General features: G+C 68.3%; 21 protein-coding genes and 1 pseudogene. 4 read left to right on the forward strand and 18 right to left on the reverse strand.

Annotation, left to right across the window (positions count from 1 at the left end):
* Positions 1–53 precede the first annotated feature (53 nt).
* Positions 54–455, forward strand: coding sequence for a hypothetical protein (locus IG65_RS0105385; protein ID WP_156055496.1), 402 nt, complete (start codon positions 54–56; stop codon positions 453–455).
* A 41-nt stretch (positions 456–496) separates the two neighbouring features.
* On the opposite strand, the gene IG65_RS0105390 is transcribed toward IG65_RS0105385, so the two are convergent.
* The 4 genes from IG65_RS0105390 to IG65_RS0105405 form a co-directional block, all read right to left on the reverse strand.
* Positions 497–1,555, reverse strand: a complete 1,059-nt coding sequence (locus IG65_RS0105390; RefSeq protein WP_081879279.1) for a lipase family protein — start codon at positions 1,553–1,555, stop codon at positions 497–499.
* Positions 1,556–1,589: 34 nt separating this feature from the next.
* Positions 1,590–1,829, reverse strand: coding sequence for a helix-turn-helix domain-containing protein (locus IG65_RS0105395; protein WP_030513707.1), 240 nt, complete (start codon positions 1,827–1,829; stop codon positions 1,590–1,592).
* A gap of 99 nt (positions 1,830–1,928) precedes the next feature.
* Positions 1,929–2,747 (reverse strand): hypothetical protein, encoded by an 819-nt coding sequence (locus tag IG65_RS0105400; protein WP_030513708.1) that lies wholly within the window; start codon positions 2,745–2,747, stop codon positions 1,929–1,931.
* Between the two features lie 107 nt (positions 2,748–2,854).
* Entirely contained in the window at positions 2,855–4,063 is a 1,209-nt protein-coding gene (locus IG65_RS0105405) for an erythromycin esterase family protein (RefSeq protein ID WP_030513709.1), read from the reverse strand.
* A 113-nt stretch (positions 4,064–4,176) separates the two neighbouring features.
* Between IG65_RS0105405 and IG65_RS0105410 the strand changes: the two genes are divergently transcribed.
* A complete protein-coding gene (locus IG65_RS0105410; protein WP_030513710.1) occupies positions 4,177–4,872 on the forward strand; it encodes a MerR family transcriptional regulator in 696 nt (231 codons plus the stop codon).
* An 89-nt stretch (positions 4,873–4,961) separates the two neighbouring features.
* Positions 4,962–5,432, forward strand: a complete 471-nt coding sequence (locus IG65_RS0105415) for a hypothetical protein (protein ID WP_030513711.1) — start codon at positions 4,962–4,964, stop codon at positions 5,430–5,432.
* Positions 5,433–5,521: 89 nt separating this feature from the next.
* Here the strand turns inward: IG65_RS0105415 and IG65_RS0105420 are convergent, their stop codons facing one another.
* The 3 genes and pseudogenes from IG65_RS0105420 to IG65_RS38925 form a co-directional block, all read right to left on the reverse strand.
* Complete coding sequence (locus IG65_RS0105420; protein WP_030513712.1) at positions 5,522–5,857, reverse strand: hypothetical protein; 336 nt, start codon at positions 5,855–5,857, stop codon at positions 5,522–5,524.
* 519 nt (positions 5,858–6,376) lie between these two features.
* Positions 6,377–7,210 (reverse strand): collagen binding domain-containing protein, encoded by an 834-nt coding sequence (locus IG65_RS38920; RefSeq protein ID WP_231509075.1) that lies wholly within the window; start codon positions 7,208–7,210, stop codon positions 6,377–6,379.
* Between the two features lie 144 nt (positions 7,211–7,354).
* A pseudogene (locus IG65_RS38925) lies at positions 7,355–9,073 on the reverse strand (MFS transporter); the annotation flags it as partial.
* 287 nt (positions 9,074–9,360) lie between these two features.
* Between IG65_RS38925 and IG65_RS0105430 the strand changes: the two are divergent.
* Entirely contained in the window at positions 9,361–10,323 is a 963-nt protein-coding gene (locus tag IG65_RS0105430; RefSeq protein WP_030513714.1) for an acyl-ACP desaturase, read from the forward strand.
* Between the two features lie 32 nt (positions 10,324–10,355).
* Here IG65_RS0105430 and IG65_RS0105435 read toward each other — a convergent pair whose 3' ends face one another.
* The 11 genes from IG65_RS0105435 to IG65_RS0105485 all read right to left on the reverse strand — a co-directional run bounded on the left by IG65_RS0105435 (position 10,356) and on the right by IG65_RS0105485 (position 21,496).
* Positions 10,356–11,060, reverse strand: coding sequence for an MBL fold metallo-hydrolase (locus tag IG65_RS0105435; RefSeq protein ID WP_030513715.1), 705 nt, complete (start codon positions 11,058–11,060; stop codon positions 10,356–10,358).
* Positions 11,057–11,287 carry a hypothetical protein gene (locus tag IG65_RS34415; RefSeq protein ID WP_036523422.1) on the reverse strand — a complete coding sequence of 77 codons (231 nt, stop codon included), beginning with the start codon at positions 11,285–11,287 and terminating at the stop codon, positions 11,057–11,059. The genes IG65_RS0105435 and IG65_RS34415 overlap by 4 nt, the downstream gene beginning before the upstream one ends.
* A gap of 59 nt (positions 11,288–11,346) precedes the next feature.
* Complete coding sequence (locus tag IG65_RS0105445; protein ID WP_156055497.1) at positions 11,347–13,647, reverse strand: glycosyl hydrolase family 65 protein; 2,301 nt, start codon at positions 13,645–13,647, stop codon at positions 11,347–11,349.
* Positions 13,648–13,735: 88 nt separating this feature from the next.
* Positions 13,736–14,539 (reverse strand): acyl-CoA thioesterase domain-containing protein, encoded by an 804-nt coding sequence (locus IG65_RS0105450; RefSeq protein WP_030513718.1) that lies wholly within the window; start codon positions 14,537–14,539, stop codon positions 13,736–13,738.
* A 42-nt stretch (positions 14,540–14,581) separates the two neighbouring features.
* Positions 14,582–15,211, reverse strand: coding sequence for a hypothetical protein (locus IG65_RS0105455; RefSeq protein WP_030513719.1), 630 nt, complete (start codon positions 15,209–15,211; stop codon positions 14,582–14,584).
* 40 nt (positions 15,212–15,251) lie between these two features.
* Positions 15,252–16,208, reverse strand: coding sequence for an MlaD family protein (locus IG65_RS0105460; protein WP_030513720.1), 957 nt, complete (start codon positions 16,206–16,208; stop codon positions 15,252–15,254).
* Complete coding sequence (locus IG65_RS0105465; protein WP_030513721.1) at positions 16,205–17,302, reverse strand: MlaD family protein; 1,098 nt, start codon at positions 17,300–17,302, stop codon at positions 16,205–16,207. The genes IG65_RS0105460 and IG65_RS0105465 overlap by 4 nt, the downstream gene beginning before the upstream one ends.
* Positions 17,299–18,402 (reverse strand): MlaD family protein, encoded by a 1,104-nt coding sequence (locus IG65_RS0105470; protein WP_036523477.1) that lies wholly within the window; start codon positions 18,400–18,402, stop codon positions 17,299–17,301. The genes IG65_RS0105465 and IG65_RS0105470 overlap by 4 nt, the downstream gene beginning before the upstream one ends.
* On the reverse strand, positions 18,402–19,445 hold the full coding sequence (locus IG65_RS0105475) for an MlaD family protein (protein WP_231509064.1): 1,044 nt from the start codon (positions 19,443–19,445) through the stop codon (positions 18,402–18,404). The genes IG65_RS0105470 and IG65_RS0105475 overlap by 1 nt, the downstream gene beginning before the upstream one ends.
* Positions 19,433–20,437 carry an MlaD family protein gene (locus IG65_RS0105480; protein ID WP_030513724.1) on the reverse strand — a complete coding sequence of 335 codons (1,005 nt, stop codon included), beginning with the start codon at positions 20,435–20,437 and terminating at the stop codon, positions 19,433–19,435. Before IG65_RS0105480 ends, IG65_RS0105475 begins: the two co-directional genes overlap by 13 nt.
* Positions 20,438–21,496: an MlaD family protein gene (locus IG65_RS0105485; RefSeq protein ID WP_051755414.1), complete on the reverse strand. Its 1,059-nt coding sequence runs from the start codon at positions 21,494–21,496 to the stop codon at positions 20,438–20,440. It abuts the gene before it with no gap.
* Between the last annotated feature and the right edge of the window lies 1 nt (position 21,497).

Here is a 21,497-nt window from a genome sequence, read left to right on the forward strand (position 1 = left end):
GGGGCAGACTGAGCGGTATGGGATGGCAGCGCCCCAGGTTCGAGGAAGGAGGCGTGGTTGTCGTGACGGCCGAACCGCGCCATGTACCCACGGTCACGGTGGATTTCGACGATCTCGCCGAGCTGATTCTCGCCGTGCACACGGTCGTCACCGATGTGCCGCGCCGCCTGCGTCGCCGGCACGACAACGTCGTCGACATCGTCGCGGCGACGCTCAGCGATATCCGCCCCTCGGACGCGGGACGCCGTCATCGCCTACTCCGCACCCCCGCGGCGGCCTTCGCGGTCACCCAGCGCGGGGAAACGATCGACGTCGTCATCGAGCGCGACGACACCCTCGTCAGCGCCGGCTTCTTCGACCAAACATCCTCGGCCCACACGGATTTCGCCGCCTGGCTCGCCGCCCACACCCACGACGCCCTCCAGGACCGCCACGTCCACTCGATCCTGTCCTGAGCGCTCCGGCGGTCGTCCCCGTGGTGTGATCCTGCTATTCCCTACCGACGGACGGGTTTGCCGAACAGGTTCAGCATGAAGGGGGCGATCTGGGGGAGGAGGGTGGTCCAGAGTTCCGGTGCGAGGAGCACGGATCCGGCGTCCTCGGTGGCGCAGCCTTCCGGGGCGGGGATGCCGGCGAAGCGGTCGGCGAGAAATTTGATCATCAGCGGGATCGCGAACGTGTCGAGGGTGAGGTGTTCGCTGAAATGGTCGCGCAGATACCGGATGCGGGCGGCGGGGTCGGCGCAATAGGTTGCGACCAGATCGTTGACCGGTCCGACGGGGAGCAGCCAGTCGGGGTTGGCGTGCAGCATGAACATCGGCATATCGGGCACGTGGTGGCCCATCTTGATCTCGTTCATCACCGCCACCGCGCGCGGATCGTCGAGCGGGTGCGGGATCGTGAAGAGGCTGTCGTAGTCGACGAACGGCACGACCAGGGACGTCGGAACCTGGCAGAGGTTCTGTTCGGCGGCCACGATCGCCCGGCCGAGGGGTGTGAGGTACTTGTCGAAAAGGTCTGCCAGTTCGGGATATTCGCGGCTCGCCCCCACCGCGCCGGCGAAGACGATGCCCGCGCCGGCGTTGGTGCTCGCCATCTTCAGCGCCGCGCCGACATCGGCGGGAATACCGCCTTCGGCGGCGCCGGCGATGGTCAGCTCCGGGGCGTAGTCGCGATGCAGTTCGGCGGCGTGCCCGGTGGCCAGCGCGCCGCCGGAATAGCCCATCATCCCCACCTGGGTCCGCGGTCCGTCCAGGCCCATCGGGGCGAAATTCTCCGCGGCGCGGATACCGTCGAGCGTGACCCGGCCTTCGAGCGGACCCGCGCCGAAGGCCTGGTCGGCGCCCTCGGTGTCGGTGACGACCACCGCCCATCCCATCTGCGCGGCGGCGATCGGGACCGCGAAAAGGCTGCTGGTTTCGGCGGAGCCGGCGAGCGGGCCGAGCGAGCCCACCTGGCTCAGATACGAAGGGCGGCAGTACTGTCCGAGCGAGTCCTCGGCGAACTGATACGACAGCAGGGGCCGGGGTGTGGGGCTCTCGGCGTGCGGTCTCATGCGCGGCGCCGTTTGGAAAAGTGCCCAAACGCGCTCAGGGCGCGAAGTGGTGTGCCTGCAGCCGCTGTGCGGTGACGGCCGCGGCCACGGTCATCGCCTCGGTGGGGTTCTGCGGGTCCAGCCCGATGAGATCCCGGACCCGGCACAGGCGATAGTTGACGGTGTTGCGGTGGATGTCGAGGCGGCGCGCGGTGGCCAGCTGGTTGAGGCCGGTCGCCAGAAACAGCTCGAGCGTCCGCGCCAGGACGGGCTGGGTGTCGAGTGGTTCCAGCACCGCCGCCAGCCCGGGCCGCGCGGCATCGCCGGCGGCGACGGTGTATTCGAACTGCAGATCACTTCTGCGGCAGATGTTTTCGTCACGGTCGAGGCAGCGTCAGAGTTCGGCGAGGATCCGGGCCTCGGCGTAGCCCGACGGTATGTCGGGCCGGGCCGCGGTCGCAATGCCCACCCAGTACGCCGGTGTCCTCCGGGACAGGCGGGTGCGCAGCAGCGCCGTCGTGTCGCGGCCGTCGTCGCCCGGCGGCAGCGGCATCAGCGCGACCCAGCCCGACATGTCCATTCGCAGAAGAACTCCCGGCATCGATTCGACCCGGTGGCGCAGATCGGCCGCCGTATCACCGATATCGGAGCCCAGCCGGAACACCGTGATCAGGTAGCGCTCGGCGAGCCGGACGGTGGTCCGCCCGGGCCATTGCTGCGGATCACGCCCGGTGAGCAGAGCGTCGGTCACCGCGCGCCGGTGTTCCATGAGCTCATAGTGGGGATCGTGCGCGCGGTCGGCCGCGGCCGCCACGATGCGCTGGGTGAGCAGGCCGAGATAGCGCATCAGCGGCGCGGCCGCCCCGAGCAGCAGTTCGCGGTCGCTCGCCGTCGCCGAGTCGAGCAGGCGATCCCAGACCAACGCCGCCCCGAGCCGGTAGCGGTCCAGGACATCGGTGACCGCCGCACCGTCGCGGACGCGTTCGACCGCGAGCCGCACCATATCGGCGGTGTCGTCCTCGCCGGGTTCGATCCCGGTGCGCAGATAGCGGAAGAACAGGTCGACGTTGAGTTTCACCCCGTGCGCGAAATCCGCGGCCACCAACGATTCCGGCAGCCGCGGATACGGTGGCACCACTGCGTAGAACCCGTCCACCATCGCCACGACGCTGCGGTGCAGCTCATCGATTCCCGGTCCCGGTGGCGATGTCATGGCAGGCCCCTCCGTCCCGCGCGACGATTACGGCGACAACATTCGCTCGATGGTATCGGTCCCGCGCCGGGGTGGCCTGCGGTTCGGATTCGAACCCGAAGGTTCCGCTACCAGTAGCGGACCTGCTTCCCGTCGGTGTCGGTGATGAAGACGGTGGCGTCGGCGGTGTCGAGATCCGCCCGGCGCAGCGGGATGTGGCCGAGGACGATCGGTTCGCCCGTGGCGATCGCGGCGGGCAGGTGCTCGCGCAATTCGCCTGTGGGAAAAAGGGTTCGGCGCGTCGTGGCCTCTGCCAGCACGCCCTGAAGGGTGGCCGGATCGGCGGCGGGGGCGCCGTCGGTCGTCACGACCGTGTAGCGGGCTCCCAGGCTGAGGGCGACGAGGGCTCCGGCTCCGCCCCAGCCGGGCGCCTCCTCACCGGGGGAGTGCGCGCGCTGGAGGTGGGCATTGTGCGCGAAGACGAGACTCGGCCCGCGATGCCGCTCCCGCTCGACGATCGTCAGCAGATTCGCGGCCATCATCTCGGCGCGCAGGCTCAGCAGGTCGCCGAGGCGATCGGTGGATGGGGTCGCCATGGCCGCGTGATAACGCAGCAGACCCTGTGCGGTGCGGGCATGGTCGGCAGCCCGGTCGTAGCCGGACGGATCGGCGGGCCGCAGCCCCGGACCCGCGCGGTGCAGGGCACTGGCGAGGTCGTCGGCGACGATGCGCAGGGCGCGGGCCCGGTCGGAATCGCCGATGGAGGCGGCCGGGTCGAACATGGCCGCCTCGTTCGTCCAGTCGGCATCCGCACCGGCCAGGGCGTCGAGGTCGGCTGCCGACGCCGGTCGCAGCGCCGCGGGCAGAGAGTCGGCGACCGCGGCCAGCGCATGTCGCGGACTCGGTGCCGCGGAGATCTCCACCGGTGCGTCGAATCCGTAGCAGTGCACGCGAGCCTCCGGCGACCGGCCGGTGTTGTAGGCGCGCAGCCATTCGACGAGTTCGCGATTGCCCGGTATCGCGCCGAAGCCGTGGCTGAACCCGGTGGCGAGGACCTCGTCGATATCCGCGGTGGCGCCGCGGACGTAGTCGTCGACGCGGGTGGCGGCGAAGAAGTCGATCTCGAGCGCGATCGACCGGAATCCCCGCTGCACGAGGTGGGCCAGAATATCGTTGCGCAGCAACGGAAATGCCGCGATGCCGTGTGTCGGCTCGCCGAGGCCGAGCAGGGCCGGGGCCTCAGGGCGCGCGGCGAGCAGTTCGTCGAGGGTGCGGCCCAGGTTCACCGGGTCGCCGAGCGGGCGGCCGATGGCACGCAGTGTGGTGGCAGTGGACATGGATACCCCTTTCCGGCAGCGAATACCTTCGACACTATCGTTGAAGGTTCGAGTGAAACTTCTGCCGAAGCGACCTGGAAAACACCCGTAGAAGTCTCAAACGGAGGTACATCCTGCGACCCGTCGATCTCGCCCGCGGACACGGATTGTCCGCTCAGGCGATCCGCAATTACGACGAGGCGGGCATCCTGCCGCCGGCCGAGCGCACCGACACCGGGTATCGCCGCTACACCGCGCTGCACGCGCTGGCGCTGAGCGCATTCCTCGCCCTTCGCGCCGGGCACGGACATCGGCAGGCCGCGGAGATCATGCGTTCGATCCATCGCGGCGACCTCGAATCGGCCTACCGGCTCATCGACGCCGCACATGTCGCGCTGCTGACCGAACGCGGCACTCGCACCGAAGTCGCCGCGGCCTTGAGCGGCCTGTCCGCCGCGCCCACACCGGTTGCCGGCCCGCCCCTGACCGTCGGCGAGCTCGCGCGCCGGCTCGGGGTACACCCGGCCACCTTGCGTACCTGGGAAACTCACGGCATCCTGCGCCCCGAACGCGACCGCGTGACGGGCTATCGCCGATACGGCCCGGACTGCGTGCGCGACGCCGAAATCGCCAGGCAACTGCGTCGCGGCGGCTATCTGCTCCCGCAGGTCGCGCAGTTCCTGGAGTCGTTGCGCGCGGCGGGCGGCGCGCAGGCGCTGAGTACCTTTCTCGATGCGTGGCAGGATCGCCTGATCACCCGCAGTCGACATCTCGTGACCGGCGCGGCTCGCCTCGACGAGTACCTGACACAGGTGGATCGGGTCCGGTAGCCGGTCCGGACGGTCGCGGCGCGCCGTAATGGGTTGTGGCGGTGGGGCGATGGGTACGTCAGGAACATGATCACACCCAAGGAGGCAGCGTGAAACGATGGATCGTGCGTACGTTGGCGATGGCCGGTGCGGCGGCGCCGCTGGCGTTCGGCGGCGTGGCCGGCGCCGACACTCCCGGGCCCGTGTACTTCTCCGCCGGGAGGTTGAACTGCTCTATCGCCGACGACGGCAGCGTGGGATGCGACCTCGCCGATCCGACGTGGATGTCCATCCAGCTCGGCGGCAATGTATCGGTGCCGGTGCCCTTCCCGGTCCGCGAGGTCGTCATCGACGTGCCGTGGGCGCCCGCGCATCCGGGGTTCGATGCCGGGACTCCGCATACCCTGCCCGGCGGCAATCCGGACATCTCGACCTACGGCCAGAGCGCCGGGTCCGGGCCGACGGCCGGACCCGCGGTCTCCCACGCCGGGTCGACGTGTGCGGTCGGGTTCCACGGCAGCTTCTCCTGTGATGCGAAGGGCCACCACTTCTTCTACTACGAGCAGATCACCGGCAGCTGATTCCGCCGGCCAATCCCGGTGGCGCAATTCGCCCGCACTCCGATGGACGGAAGCCGGACGGATTGCGCACCAGGGTTTTTCCGGGCCGATCAAATGCCGTGCAATTCGGGCAGTTCGCCGCCGGCCCAGCGCGCATAGGTGTGTTCGGGGGTCACCGTGATGACGTCGGTGATCGCGAGGAGGTCGGCGGGGATAACCCGGTCGGCGAAGTGGTCGAGGCTCGGAACGACCACGGCCTCGGCATCGAGGCGCACCGCCGCGTCGATCAACTGCTGGATCGGATCGATGGTGCGGTTGCTCAGTGCCACGGTCTTGCACAGGTTGTAGCCCAGACGCCCTGCCAGCCATCGGATTTGGGACTCGTCCCAATGCTGGTGCCGTCGCGAGACATCTCTGCGCAGATATCCGAGGGCAAGGAAGGTCATGTCGGTCCATCCTCGAGTCGACTACACGCGGGCGAACTCGGTGGCCAGGGAGCTTCAGTCTCAGCATCTTTCTGGCAAACTCGAGCTTAACGGCGTTTTTCGTGCCGTGACAAGCAGCGGCTGCGGCACCGGCGGCCGGGTGTCCGGTCGAGTTTGCTGAGGCGGAAATCGTTCTGCGCAGGTAGCGGCCATTTTTCGGCGCCCCGCGGAGTGCGCCGAAGATCAACGGGGACAGGCGTTCAGGGCACTTTCATCGCCGCCGGATGCCCTCTTCTTCGCTGATGGCGTGGGTGGGAAATGTCGACCCGAGGCGGCCGCTGTCCCGTGCATCCGCAGTGCCGCGCCGATGTCGCGTCCAGCCCGCAATCTTCGGCGAATCATGTTTCTACGCAAGCCATTTCGGAGAGAGATGGCGATCGGCATCCCTGCCGTGTCGCCTCCTCGCGCCGAAACACACGTGGCCCCAGCACCGCACTGTGCTGGAGCCACGCGGAGGCCGACGATCTCGGCCGATCTCGGTCAGTCCCGGTCGTATGCCGGTTCCGAGGGGTCCGGTTCGGCGGCGTCGCTGCCGGAGGGCAGGTCGTAGCCGAGCCGCACATCGTGTTCGACGGCGCCGCCGGCGACCTCGACCCGGCCCTCGCGCGGCGGGTAGCCGCGAACCACCACGGTGTGGGTGCCTTCGGTCAGGTCGGTCACCGTGTAGCGGCCGTCGCCGTCGGTGCGGGCGGTGCCGAGTACCGCGCCGGTCTCGTCGAGCACCGTGACCAGGGCGTCGGGCACCGCCCGGTCGCCGGCCCGGACCGCGCCGGTGAGCACGGCCAGCGGGGTCAGTTCCACATCGTGGTGCAGGACGCCGCTGTCGGGCACGGTCAGAGTCATGGCGGCCGGGCGCAGATGCGCGGCCACCGCGACGAGTGTGTAGGTGCCGCCCACGACACCCGAGCACAGGTATCCGCCGTCGGCATCGGTGACCGCCGCGCCGACGACCTGGCCACGCAGATCGGTGAGAGTGACGGTCGCGTCGGGAACCGCCCGGCCCGCCGCGCGGACGAAGCCGGACAACTCACCCGAACCGTGCAGTGTGACGTCGAGGCGTTGCGGGCGGCCGTCGACCGAGACGGTGACCGCGGTCGGCTGCTGCCCGCGGGCCGACACGATCAGCACGTAGCTGCCGGGGGCCGGCGGATCGATCACGTACCCGCCCTGCGGATCACCGGTGGCCCGCGAGACCTGATGTCCCTGCTGATCGATGAGCGTCAGCGCCACACCGTCGAGCGGATGACCGTCGGTGCGCAGCACGCGTCCGGTGATCGAACGCTGCGACCGGGCGGGCGGAGCCGTCGCGGGCATCACCGCGGTGGCCGCGGGCGTGTGGCGACCGGCGGATACGGCATGTCCGTTGGTGGCCGGCCGGCCGGTTTCGGCCTCGGCGTCCACATCGGTGATCAGACCGGCGCCGGCCGCTTCGGCCAGTTCCTGCGCCTCGTGTTCGACGTAGTCGCCGCGGGCGAACCAGGACGCGATCGAACCGAGCAGCATCATCACCGCGGCGGCGAGGAACACCACCACCAAGCCCGAGTGGAACGGGTCGGAGATCAGGTGCGGGAAGAACTCCTGGCCGGTCAGCACATCGGAGTGCACCCCCGGCTTGTCCAATGTGCCGCTCGGGCCGAGCAATTCCTTGAACGGGTTGTAGCCGAGGAAGGTCGCGAACAGGCTGCCGACCGGCGGCATATCCGCGATGTGTCCCGCGACGTCGGCGGGGACGCCCTGGTCCTTCAGCCCGGAATTCATCGCGCCGGGCAGGGTGCCGGACAGGCCGACGATCATCAGCGAGAAGAAGATGCCGATCGACAGCGCCATACCGCCGTTCATCAGCGTCGCGCGCATACCGGAGGCGACGCCGCGCTGCGAGGCCGGGACCGCGGACATGACCTCGGCGGTGTTCGGGGAGGTGAAAATACCCATGCCGAGGCCGTTGAGCAGGATGATCAGCGCGAACAGCCAGTAGTTGAAGTTCACCGGGATCACGATCAGCAGGACGAAGGTGATCGCGGCGAGCAACAGGCCGCCGGTGGCGAACAACCGCCCGCCGAAACGGTCGCTCAGATAGCCGGACAGCGGTCCCGAGACCAGGAAGCCGATGGTCAGAGGCAACATGTAGATACCGGCCCACAGCGGCGTCGATTCGAAGTCGAAGCCGTGCAGCGGCAGCCAGATGCCCTGCAGCCAGATGATGAGCATGAACTGCAGGCCGCCGCGGCTGATCGAGGCCATCAGGCTCGCGAAACTGCCCAGCGCGAAGGTCCGGTTGCGGAACAGGCTCAGGTGGAACATGGGCTGGCGCGACTTCGCCTCGATGACGCAGAACAGCACGAGCAGCACGATGCCGCCGATGACTCCGGTCAGCACCCACGGGTTGCCCCAGCCGGTCTTGGAGTCGCCGTAGGGCTGGATGCCGTAGGTGATACCGGCCAGCAGCGCCGTCAGGCCGAGGGCGAAGGTGACGGTACCCGGGATGTCGAGCGACCCGGGCGTGCGTGCGCCGTTGTCGCGCAGCGACTTGTAGGACCAGATGGTGCCGAGGATGCCGAACGGCACGCTGACCCAGAAGATGGCCTTCCAGTCCCATTCGGCCAGCAGACCGCCGACCAGCAGACCCAGGAACGAACCGGCCACCGCCGCGACCTGGTTGATGCCCAGAGCCATGCCGCGCTGCCTGGCCGGGAAGGCGTCGGTGAGGATGGCCGTCGAATTGGCCATCAGCATCGCGCCGCCGACACCCTGCGCCACACGCCAGGCGATCAGCCATATCGCACCGCCGCCGAGATCGAACGGATCGAACGACAGCGCTATCGCGCAGACGGTGAATATGACGAAGCCGAGGTTGTAGATGCGCACTCGGCCGAACATGTCGCCGAGGCGGCCGAACATCACCACGAGCACCGCGGAGGTGAGCATGAAGCCCATCAGCATCCACAGCAGGTAGCTCACGTTGGCGGGTTCGAGCGGATCGAGGTGGATCCCGCGGAAGATCGCCGGCAGGGAGATGATCACGATCGACGAGTTGATCGTGACCATCAACATGCCGAGGGTCGTATTCGACAGTGCCACCCACTTGTAGTGCGGGTGGTCGTGATCTACCCGGAGCCGGCGGCCGACGGTCTGGATGTCGGAGGCATCCAGGTCCTCGGCGGGTTGGGCGGAAGCCAAGTTCTCTCCCTCATCGACAGGAAAACGGAATGGGTCTCCAAATAATATAGTTGCGATGGCTAACTAATTGAAGAGGAGTATGTCACGTCCGAATTGTCCGGACTCTAGGTTTGATTCGGCGGGCATGTAATCGGTGTGCGACGTGATCGGCGCTCTCGAACCGGGGACACGGCGGCGGAAACTTCCGGCAACCACAGGTCGACGGGTAGCGTATCGCCGCGCAACACTGCTCTCGGATCGCCCTTGTGTGTCGTAAACCCGATGGTTACCTTCTCGAAAGGAATTGCATGCCAAAGGATTTGACGCAGTTGCAGTTGCTCACCGAACTGGAGCCGGTCGTCGCGGACCAATTGGACCGGCATCTGGCCACCGCCAAGGAATGGCATCCGCACGATTATGTGCCGTGGGACGAAGGCCGCAATTTCGCCGCACTCGGCGGTGTCGATTGGGATCCCGAACAGTCTCGTCTGTCGGAGGTGGCGAAGGTCGCCATGATCACCAATCTGCTCACCGAGGACAATCTGCCCTCCTATCACCGGACCATCAGCGAGCATTTCTCCCGCGACGGCGCCTGGGGCACCTGGGTCGGGCGCTGGACCGCCGAGGAGAACCGTCACGCCATCGCCATGCGCGATTATCTGGTGGTCACCCGCGGGGTCGACCCGGTGGCGCTGGAGCAGGACCGGATGGTGCACATGACGCGCGGCGTGCACGCGCCCGAGTACTTCCACGGCGTGCTCGACCAGGTCGTCTACGTGACGTTCCAGGAGCTCGCCACTCGCATCAGCCACCGCTCCACCGGCCGGGTGTGCGGTGATCCGATCGCCGACAACATGCTCGCGCGGATCGCGGCCGACGAGAATCTGCACATGATCTTCTACCGGTCGATCGCGGCGGCGGCGTTCGATCTGGCGCCGGATCAGGCGATGGAATCGGTCACCGAGATCGCGAAGAATTTCGCCATGCCCGGCACCGGAATGCCGAACTGGCGGCGCAACGGTGTGCTGATGGTCAAGCACGGCATCTACGATCTGCGCCAGCATCTCGACGAGGTGCTCAATCCGGTGCTGCGGCACTGGAATGTCTTCGGCCGCACCGATTTCACCGAGCGAGGCGAGCGCGCCCGCCAGGAGCTCGCCGACTATCTCGACAAGCTCGGCCGCGACGTCGTGCGCTTCGAGGAGCAGCGGGTGCGCATCCTGGCCCGGGAGGCGGCCAAGGCCGAGACCCGGGATCCGGCACGCGTGTAGCCGGGCCGGTGAAATCGGTTGGGCCGGTGAGATCAGCGGGCCATGGGTTTTCCGTGGCCGGGTATCAGCAGCCGCGGCCGGTGGGCGATCAGGGATTCCGCGGTGGTGTGGGTCTGTGTCTCGTCGTGGTTGAAGACCTCGGGTAGTGCTTGGAGTCCGGTGTCGGGAAGCAGTGGATGGCCGGTGACCAGGGCGTCGCCGCTGAAGAGGATGCCCTCGTCGGGCATGAGGTAGGCGGTGTGGCCGGTGGTGTGCCCCGGCGTCGGGACGGCCACGATACCGCCGGGCAACTGCCGCAGGGTGTTCTCGTCGTAGGTGGTGGCGGTGGGGACGCTCATGCGGACGTGGCCGCCCAACGCGCGCAGTGTCTGGAACACCCACCGCGGTCCACCGGGAGTGCCGAGCTGGCGGGCCATGTCCACGGGAGTGATCTGCTGCAGATATTCGCGACGCGCGTGCGCGGCCTCGTCCGCGCCCGTGTAGACGGGCACACCCGTGCGTTCGACCAGGGTCGGGATGGCGCCGATGTGGTCGAGATGGGCGTGGGTCAGCAGAATCGCCACCAGATCGGCCGGTTCGTGGCCGATCCGGCGGAGCGAATCGAGTACCGCGCCGGTATCGCGCGGATAGCCGGCGTCGACGAGGACCACGCCGGAATCGCCGGTGATCAGCGACCAGTTGACGTTGGTTCCGGCCACCACGTACACCGAATCGGCGACCTGCTCGATGGCGCTCATGCGGCGATCCTCCCGCGCTCATGCCGTTCACCGGACAGTCGCGAGCGGCCGGCGGCGGTGTTCTCCCGCGTCCGCGCGCTCGGCGAGCGCGGGACGACTGCGGTGTCGGATGCCGCGTCGCGGCGGAGTGTGGTGACCCGGTGCTGCGGGTCGCCGAGGTCGAAGTGGTTGCGCACACCGGCGATGGTGGTCGTGGTTGCCGCATCGCGCAACCGCGCACCGCTCACCTCGGCCGTTCCGTCGCGAGGGGCCGGCCGTTGGCGCTGTCGCACATCCGCTGTACGTCTCAGCACGCGGCGCGGGTGGGGATCGAAAGGGGTTGTCCGGGAACCAGTTCGACGGGGCCGCCCGGCGTCTGCAGGGTGATCGGGTCGCCCGAGGTGAGGGTCAGCGTGGTGTTCGCGGGCGTGATGTGAACGGTCGTCCGGGTGGCGCCGATCGCGAGGCCGCGAATGGTCAGGCCGTCGGGGAAGCCGCCGGGCAGCATCGGATCGATGGACGGGCCGCCCTCGGTCCAGCGCAATCCGAGCGGTGCGTAGAGCAGTCCCTGCAGGAATCCCGCGGCACCGGTGACGAAGATCCACGCCGACTGCCCCTGCGCGTTGGCGCCCGACCGGTCCCCGCGCGCCTCGGCCTGGAATCCGTACGGTTCGCGGGCATATGGCTGCACGGATCGGTCCAGGTAGTACTGGGTGCGACACGGGTCGTAGCGGGCACTGAGGATCGCGCCGACGCTGTTGCTCATATTCGGGCCGTCCGGATCGGTGCGGTCGAAGTAGTAGCGCATGGTCGCGGCCGGCGAATAGCCGGGCGCCGCATAGGTGAAGGGGTAGCTGAGCAACACCGTGTCGGCCTGTTTGATCGGGGCGCCGGTGTAGCCGAGATATTCGGCGGGCACCCCCGGCGCGATATCGGGCGGCATCGCCATATGCGCTGCGATATCGGCCCAGCGCGGGTCGACGGGAAGACCGGAGAGTGCGGCGGCCCGGGCGGCGATGTCCATCGTGTTGCGCACGCCGCCGTTGGTGAGCGCGTTGTCGACCGAGAAGGTGACGTACTCGTCGGATCCCGCGGCCGGGGCGAAATGGTAGGCACCGTCGGGCAGTTTCGGCCCGATCCGCGCGGTCAGGTAGTCGGCGATCGCGGTGATCACCGGCGCGCCGCGGGTGCGCAGCCATTCGCTGTCGCCGGTGGCCAGGTAGTACTGCCATTGGGCCAGGGCGATCTCGTTGTGCAGATGTTCCTCGGTCAGGCCGCAGCCGATCGGGGACGCGCAGCGCTGCGCGGGCCCGTCGTCCCAGGGATACAGCGCACCGGGCAGTCCGTAGCCGCGGGCGTTGGCCCGGGCGGCGGGCAGTGCGGCGGCGCGGAATTCGACCACGGTGCGAGCCAGGTCCGGATACAGCGCCAGCAGCGTCGGGAAGATCCAGGTCTCGGCATCCCAGAACGTCATGCCCCCGTAGTCGTCGGACGACAGTCCGGCCGGTTGCACCGACCAGCGCTCGCCCGCGCGCACGCTGGCCAGAACGGAATACAGCGCGGCGCGGATCCATCGGGTGTAGTCGGTGCGCCCCGGAGTCTCGATGGCGGGCTGCCACAACCGATCCCACTGTGCGGCATGGGCGGAATGCGTGGCGTCGAACCCCTGGGCGCGGCCCGATTCGGCCGCGGCGGTGGCGGCGGCCAGGGGATCGAGTCCGTAGTCGGTGGAGGAGATGCCGGTGTAGGCGGTGAAGGTGTAGCTGTCGTTCCCGGTGACGGGCAGCAGATAGCGGATCCCGTCGGCGCCGGGCAGCGCGGTGCCCGCGGCCTGCGGCGGGGAATCGACGGACGACACCACGAATGCCGTATCGGAGGTTCCCTCGGCGCGGACTCCCGACACCGTGCGTCCGCTGCTCGGATCGGCCGTCGTCGTCACCGGGACGACCCGCCGCGCCGCCGCGCCGTCGATCCGGTCGACGACCGCGAGCTCGCCCGGGCGCTCGGGAGTGACGGTCAGTTTCTGCACCGCGAGATCCGGCCGGTCGCGGGAGACGAAGGTGTCGTAGCGAAGCCGCAGCCGATGCTCGGGATCCGGTGTCCAGTCGGCCCGGGTGGTCACCGTCGCGGTGCGGAAGTCCAGCGTCTGCCGGTAGTCGTGCACGGTCGCCGGGTCCACGTCCGCGTCGTAGCGGTGACCGTCGACTTCGACGGCCAGCCCCGTCCACGCGGGCAACGCCGCGATCACCTGGGTGTACTGCGGCGACCGGAGGTATTCCGGTGACAGTGCGGCCTGCGCGTAGAAGCCCGCCAAATACGTTCCGGTATAACGGGATTGCTGCAGCGGGAAGGAGGTCCGCGCCGCGTCGCCGTAGTCGTGGTAGCCGCCGCCGCTGGGCGGCAGTACCGTCCCGATCCGGCCGTTGCCCAGATACGGCGCGGCATGGAAATCGCCGGGTGCGAACGATTCCGCTGTCGAGGACCACAGCTCGTCCGCCGGGATCGCGGTGGCCACCGGTGGCGGTGCGGCCACCACACCGAGGACGACGATCACTACCGGCCACAAGCGCCGACGCCGCGCAGCGGGCGTCCTTCGGATCGGGCTCACCCCGACGATCGTCGGAACCGGCCGTCGCGTGGTCAACCCGACACGCGCGGCGCGGTTCGATATCGGGCCGGAAATATCGCCCGGCGCCTCAGTCTTCGGAGAAGTCGATCCCGTTCGCGGAGAAGTCGATCTGGGCGGCCGCGTTGCCGACGGCGGTCACCATGCCGGTGCCGATCGGCCCGCGGGAATCGAAAAGCGTTGCGGTGCCGACGGATACACCGTTAGCGGTGAGGTGGGTCTCGGCCCGCAGCCCGATCCGGTCGCCGACGGGCAGGCGGTCGAGTGCCACGGTGAGGTCGGCATTGATGTATCCGATGCCCTGCGACCCCCAGTTGGTCACCAGGCTGGTGGACTCGGCGGCGACCACGGCCTCCACGAACGCGCTGCGCTCCTCACCCTCGACCGCCCCCAGCGGCACCGCCCACAGGCTTTTGCGGCCGGAGTTCTGGTGATCGCCCATCGACGTCGACCAGTCGTTGTCGCTGCGATACCACCAATCCACCCCGGCGTCGGCGGGTGGGTCGAACGGATGCTCGGAATGCCACTCCTCGCCCGGAGGGGCCTCGGTGGCGCGCAGCTGAACCAGGCGCGCTTCCGCGACCTCGACCTCACCCTGGCGCACTGTGGCCGAGGCGATGTGGATCCGCCGCCCGGCGCGGATCACCTCGGTGTGCACCTCGAGGGGCTGTCCCTTCGCCGCCTTGAACAGGTCGATGGTGAATCGAGCCGGCACGAAACCGGCCAGCCCGTGTTCCCGTTCGAGGGTGCGCGCGGCGGCCGCGCAGACGGCGGGGCCGCTGAGCATGTCCGCGCCCCAGCGGCCGTACGCCCACTTCCGGGGCAGGTACCGACCGGCGTCGTCGACGGTGAACATGGCAGGCATATCGGTCATCAGCTCATAGTGTCCTATCGTCGTCGGCGGCCTTCGGCCGACTCACTTGGTGGGCAGGGCGTTCTGCAACCCGCCGACGTCGGTGATCTTCCAGTCCGCGTTGCGGTCGATGGTGAGCGAGTAGGTCACGGTGGTGCGACCGCCGTCGGGAGTCTGCGCGCTGGTCGATGTCACGTCCAGGTAGGCGTTGACCTTGTAGATGCCGTCCGATTCGGAGGTCACCGCGGCCGACAGTGGCGTCGCCTTCGACGTCCACTGCAGCGGGAGCAGGATCTGCTCGAGTTGCGGTGCGGTCGCGTCGAATTTCGCCGCCAGCTGCGTGGTGGTGCCGGCCTTCAACCGCTCGATCCAGCTCTTCACATCGTGATAGTCGATGGTCGACGCGCCGACGGCGTACTTCGATGCGATGTCCTCGGCGTGTTTGTCGCCGGCGGCCGCAGCGTCACGATCGGACAGGGTGGAACGCGCCGAGAAGTACAGGCACCCGAACACGATGCCGACCGCCAGCAAGACGACGATCACCGCGGTCGTCACCACGGTGGAGAGCCGGACGGCGATCGTCAGCGGCGCCCGCCGCTCGGTGGCAGCCGCGGAAGACTGTGCGGCACCGGATTTTTCGTCCTTGTTTGCCTCCGCCGCCCGGATGTCCTTCTCGTCTACTGCTGTGCTCATCGGTTCGTTCCTCCTGCCTGCTGGGCTGGGTGGTACTCGGCTATTTGACGGCGATCCGGAAATGCAGCGTCCCGTCGGGGTCGACGCCCTGCAGCGCCTGGCTGATCAGCGCGCTGACGTCGATATGTGGCGAGCGGTGCACGGCCTCGGTGAGGACCGGCTGTAGGGCCGGGCCCAATGGCGCCACCGCCGGCCCGATCTTGTTCAGCAGCTCGGTCAGTTGCCCGAGGAACGGAACGAGGCCGTCGCCGGTGTAGTAGCTGTCCACCGGTTGTTTGTTCGACAGCACGGACCCGCCCTCGACGATCTTGATCAGCATGGTGCCGAACAGTCCGAGTTGCGGTCCGGCGGTTTCCAGCGAGGGCCCCAGCCAGTCCATGTTCCCGCCGAGGGCCTGCATGTCGGCGAACAGTTGCCGCATGGCGCCGGTACGGCTCAGCAGTGTGGCCGCCAGCAGGTCGGACGAGTGCTGCAGCGTGCGCATCGCCTGATCGGTACCCGTCAGCGCGGTGTCGAAGGTGTCGACCAGCCGCGCCACCGCCTCCGGGTGGATCTGCTCGAGCAGCTGTACCGCCCGCGTCGACAGCGCCGTGATGCTCATCGGCAGGTGCACCCGCTCGGTCGACATCGTTTGTCCGTCACGCAGATACGGCCCAGCCGGGCTCGTCGAGGCGAATTCGATGTACGGCTCGCCGAGTGCCGACAGCTGTTCGATATGGATCTCGCTCGTAGCCGGGATGTGATACTTGTCGTCGATCTTCAGCCGGACGAGCACGCCGGAGGCCTGTTTGCGTACCGTCTCCGCCTTGCCGACCGCGACCCCGTCGAACAGCACCGGCGAATTCGGGCCCAGCCCACCGGATTCGGCGAGCCGGAGATCGGCGGTGAAGAAGGACTTGCGCGGATCGAGGTGCAGGACGCCCACCGTCATGTAGACGATGCCGAAGACGAGCACGGCGGCGATCGCCGTGAGCGAGACGATCGATCGAATTCTCATCGGACCGCTCCGATCATCCGCAGCGTGTCGACGATGCGGGAGGTCTGTTCCTCGGGTGTCGTGCCGACGGCCGCGGACGGCGGCACCGCGACGCCGACCAGGTTGATCTTCGGTCCGCGCTCGGCGAACGGAATGATCTGCGATTGCAGCAGATTCGTCAGTGTCGCCATATTCGACGGGGAGTCGGTGTCGAGCGGTGCGCTGCCGAACAACATCGGCACCACCGCGCGCGCGGCGGCCGTGGTCGAATCCAGCACCGGCCCCAGCCATTTCGTCGACGGCGCGAACGGGCCGAGGGCGGTGAGGACGAAGACGACACCGATCTCGGCGCGGATCACATCGGTGGTGTGCTGCACACCGTCCGGGGTGAGCAGCGGATCCCACGTCGACGTGTGATTCAGCAGGCCCTCGTCGACCGTGGCCTGAATACCGCTGACCAACTGGTGAATCGAATCGGTATGTGCGGCAAGGTCACCGAGATCCGATCCGAGGACCTCCGATATCCGCGCGGTCACCGCCGGATTCGGGGGCATGATCCCGTTCACGTTGTGCACGATGTTCTGGATGTCGTGCACCGCGCCGCTGCCGATGAAGGTGGCCAGCTGCGCGAGGATGTCCTCGATGGGAAGTTGCGGGCGGGTGTCGGAGATCGGGATCGTCGCATCCGGGCGGATCTCGCCGGCCGTGGGGTGGGCCGGTTCGGTGAGTGCGATGTGGACGTCGCCGAGCGGAGTCGCCTGCCGCAGTTGGGCGGTGGTGCCGACCGGAAGCCGGACCGAGGTGCGGATCGCGACATCGGCGATCACATAGCCGGTGCGCGCCGGAGCCGTGCCGGTGGCGGGCGCCGGGTCGACGACGGTGATGTGGGTGAGCTGCCCGATCCGCACGCCGTCCGCGATGACCTTGGCGCCCTGCGGCAGATTGAGGACATCGGCGAATTCGATGCGCAGATGGTAGGTCGGTCCGCCGACACCGGTGCCCGGCACCGGGACGTCGGCCGGCTGGAAACCGCAGGCCCCGGCCGATGCCGCGAGGGTGGCGGCGACCAGCGTGTGGGCGCAGATACGGCGGAGTTTCGCGGAAGGTCGTGTCACTTCGCGCTCACCGCCGACAGGAGGACCGGAAGCGCGGGCACCGTCACCACACCGTTGCCGGCGGTCCCGCACTGTTGCCCCGCGACCGCCCGCAGCGCCGCGCAGATCTGGTCGGTTTGTGCCTGCGGCAGAGCCAGTTTCGGTGGCGCGTAGCCGATGGTGAATTCGCCGCTGACCGGATCGACCGCGTCGGAGAACCCGGTGGCGAGGGCCGGGGTCATGCGGATGATCTCGGCGAGTGAGCCGACTCCCGACGCGATGAGCTTCGACAGGCCGGGGATGTCGTTCACCGCGCGCAGCGCGGGGGAGCCGAGCTTCATGATCACCTCGTTGAGTTCCGGGAGCAGCCCGGCCAGCGCCGTCACGAGATCGGCCACGGGCGGGAACGCGAGGGTGTTGATATCGGAGAAGGTCTGGGTCAGCCGCGGCACGATGTTCTCCAGGTCCGGCCATCCGTTGCGGGCGCGATGGGCCAGTGCGGCGAGATCGTCCATGAGCTGACCGAGATGTCCGATCGCCGCGTCGGGGGAGGCGAGCGCCCGGCTGAGTTGTCCGATAAGCGCGTTGAGCTGCTCGCCGGTACCGGATGTCGCCCGGTCGAGTGCGTCGAGACCGTCACCGACGGCGGCGCGCTGGGCGGGATCACCGGACGCATCGAGCTGATCCGAGAGTTTCGCCAGTGCGTCGAAGGTCTCCGACATGCTCTTGGGCGTCAGGGTTTTGGTGATGCATCGGCTCGGATCCCAACCGGCTCCGGCGGGTTCGGCGCCGATGAGCGCCAGAGTGCGATCGGCCAGGATGGTGTGGCTGACCGTCACCGCGCCCACGTCCACCGGGAGTTTGCGGTCGGCGCGCACGGTGAAACGCACTGTGGCAGCGCCGTTGTCGGGCTCGACGGCGGTGACCTTGCCGACCTGAACGCCCATGACGGTGACCGCGCTGTCGGTGTAGAGGCCGATGCTGTCGGGCATCCGCGCGCAGTAACTGCGCGTCGCCGGTTCGGATCTGCTCATCGTCACGGCGAATCCCGCGGCCAGGACGAGCACCAGCACCACCGCCGCCGACATCAGGCCGCGCGATCCGAGAATCCTGCTCAGCATCAGCATCCCCCTCCGGGCACCGGAACACAGATGCCGGTGACGGTGGCGGCGGACTGGTCGACGCTCACTCCGCCGCCCGGCTGGACCAGCGGTGTCAGGCGCTGCTCGAAGGTGTGCAGCGAATCGAGCAGGGCGCCCATGCGGTCGCCGAGTTCCCGCAGCTTCGGGATCGCGTCGACGAGCGGTTGCGCCTGTTCGCGTAGCGAGTCGTCCCAGATCCGTCCGAGCGGGACCAGCTTCTGCACCAGCTGGGCCAGGCCGTGCAGCGCCCAGCTGAGCTGTTCCCGATTGTCGGCGACGACGTTCTCGAGTGTGCCGAAGGTCCGCATCAGGGTGACGAGGGTGTCGGAATTCCTGTTCAGCGCCGTCAGATACTCGTCGGTCAGCGACAGCGTCCGGGATACGTCCGCGTTCTGCCGGTCCATGATGGCGACGATGTCGGCGACCGCGCGGCCGGCGTGCCGGAGCGCGTCCGGGCTCTTGTCGATCGAACCGGCCAGTGCGGCGAGATCCCGGCGGATGGCGTCACCGTCGGTCCGCCGCACGGGCTCGACGGCGTCCTGGAAAGCCTGGGTGAGGTTGTACGGCAGAATCACGCGCTGGACGGGAATGACGGTGTTGCCCAACGGGTTCGATCCCGCTGGTTGAACGGCCAGGTAGTAGCCGCCGACGAGGGTCAGCATTCGCACCGCGAGGGTGGTCTGATCGCCGATGGCGACCCCGTCCTTCACCGTGAACGTCATCCGCACCCGATCGGGAAGCAACCGCAGGGATTTCACCTTGCCGACCGGAATTCCCGCTATCCGGACATCGTCACCCGTGCGGATCGAACCGGCCTCGGCGATATCGGCGGAATATGTTCGCTCGGGCGTGGTTCCGACGACATCGATCACGCCGATCGCCGCCACCAGAACGAGAACCGCGACTATTCCGCTGATGCCCCAGCGCAATTGGGCGCCGCGCTCGTCGCGGCTGGTGAACATCCGGCGCCGGACCGTGCGCAGGGCGGCGGTGACCGACGCGGGGGTGACTACCGGTGGCATAGCGTGATCCTCTGTCCGGCGATCAGGACGGCCAGCGGTCCGGGCGCCGGTGCGATCCCGTGCGAGCAGGTCATCGCCGCGTCGGGCCCGGTCTGGGGAATGGTCGTCGTCATGGTCTGGATCAATCCGGGCAGCCGTCCCAGCACATCGGCGGCCTGACGCGGGTTCGGAAGGACACGATGCAGAAGCGCGTCCAGGTCGCGGTTCTTCTCGCCGGTGACGCCCAGGACATCCAGCAGGTCCAGCAGTGGGCGCAACATCGGCGGAATTTCCATTCCGAATTGCACGAGGCCGGGCAATTTGTCGGTGATGGTGACGAACAGTTCGGTCAGATTCGTCATCAATTGCATGGCGTTGCCGGATTTCCCGGCCATATGCGCGGAAACCTGGGCGAAATTGTTCACCAGGACCGACAGCACCTGTGCGCGGTCGGACGCGTACCGGCTCAGCGTGTCGATGGCGTCGAGCGCCGGCCCGATGCCGTTGCCGTCGCCCTGGACGACGGCGAGCATACTGCTCGCGAACCGATTCAGATCGTCGGGTGACAGCTGTGCCAGCACCGGCTGCAAACCGTTGAACAGGGTGGTGATGTCGAAGGCCGGAACCGTGTGCGCGGTGTCGAAGACCGCTGCCGCCGTACGGCGGGTACCCGGCTGATCCGGCTGCTGGATCTCGAGATACCGGAAACCGGTGAGGTTCTGATATCGCACCGCCACCTTGGTCTCGGTGTAGAGCGGATGGCCCTGCGTGACGGTGAAGCGCACGCGGGCCAGCGCTCCGTCCAAGTCGACGCTGCGCACCTTTCCGACCTGCACCCCGTAGAGCCGGACGTCGTCGCCGAGCCGCAAGCCGTTCGCATCGGTGAAAATCGCGGTGTAGGTGTCGGTGTCGCCGCTGACCGGCCGCTCGATCAACCGGAACACGCCGACGAGGACGACGGCCATGGCCAGCACGGACACGGCCACTCGAATCCACAACGCGCGGGTCGACATTCAGCGACCTCCCGCACCGGGCTGGTGCGCGAGCAGGGCTGCCAGCGGCGCCGCCAAGCCGGGGACGGTGGTCAGATCCACACGGGCGTTCAGCACCGGGCCCGAGGGCGAGTCGTGGAAGCCGGCGCCGAGGCGGTCGAGCAGTTCTCGCAATTCGCTCTCCGAACGCTGCGGGTCGGAGACCGAACCGGCGACCTGGTCGAGCATCGTGACGGCGATCGGCAGGAGCCCGCCGAAATTTCGCTGCGCCGTGTACAGGGTTTCCGTTGCCACCGGCAGCATCTCGTTCTGGACCCGGTTGAACATCTCCGAGAAGCGATCGACGTTCTCCTTCGTCGCGAGCTGCTGATTCGTCAGATCCGCGTGCAACAGTTCGGCCGCGCCGGCGAGCAGTGCCGGCACACCGTGCAGCGCCGAGCCGAATTGGCCCAGTACCAGTGACGGGGGGAGTTGCTGAGTTTCGGTGAACGAGCGCGCGGTCGTGCCGATCGCCTGCAGCAGCGGGGTGAAGGCGCTGATGTCGTGCGAGGTGGTGCGCAGCACCTCGGTGAGTTTCGGGGTCAGCACGTCGTCGGTGAGCCGGCCCGTGGATTCCAGCAGCGCGGCGAGGGTGGCATCGCGCACCCGGTCGGCGTCGCGATCGCTCAGGTCCACGGTCGAGCCATCCCGCAGCCGAGTGCCGCCGCTGTTCGGATTCAGTTGCAGCGCGGTGATTCCGAAGAGATTCCCGGGCGCGTAGTCGACGGTCAGCGCGTCGGTCAGGCCGAACAGCTGGGATCGGCGCAGCGTCAATTCGATGCGCTGCCGGCCGGTTCCGGCCATGGCGACCGAGGCGACCGAGCCGACCCGGACACCGTCGAGCCGGACATCGGTTCCGGCGCCGACGCCCTCGCCGACCTGTGCGGTGACCAGGTCGACGCGCATCTCGTCGGCCGGTCGGCTGTCGGGCAGCAGCCGCCAGCCGACGACGAGCACCGCGGCGAGCGCGACCGCACCGATGCCGAGGATCCGGGCGCGGCGGGGCCCGACCTCGGTGCCGGGCAGGGCATAAGGAGGCATG

Source organism: Nocardia sp. NRRL WC-3656, assembly GCF_000720265.1.
GTDB classification, from domain to species: Bacteria; Actinomycetota; Actinomycetes; order Mycobacteriales; family Mycobacteriaceae; genus Nocardia; species Nocardia nova.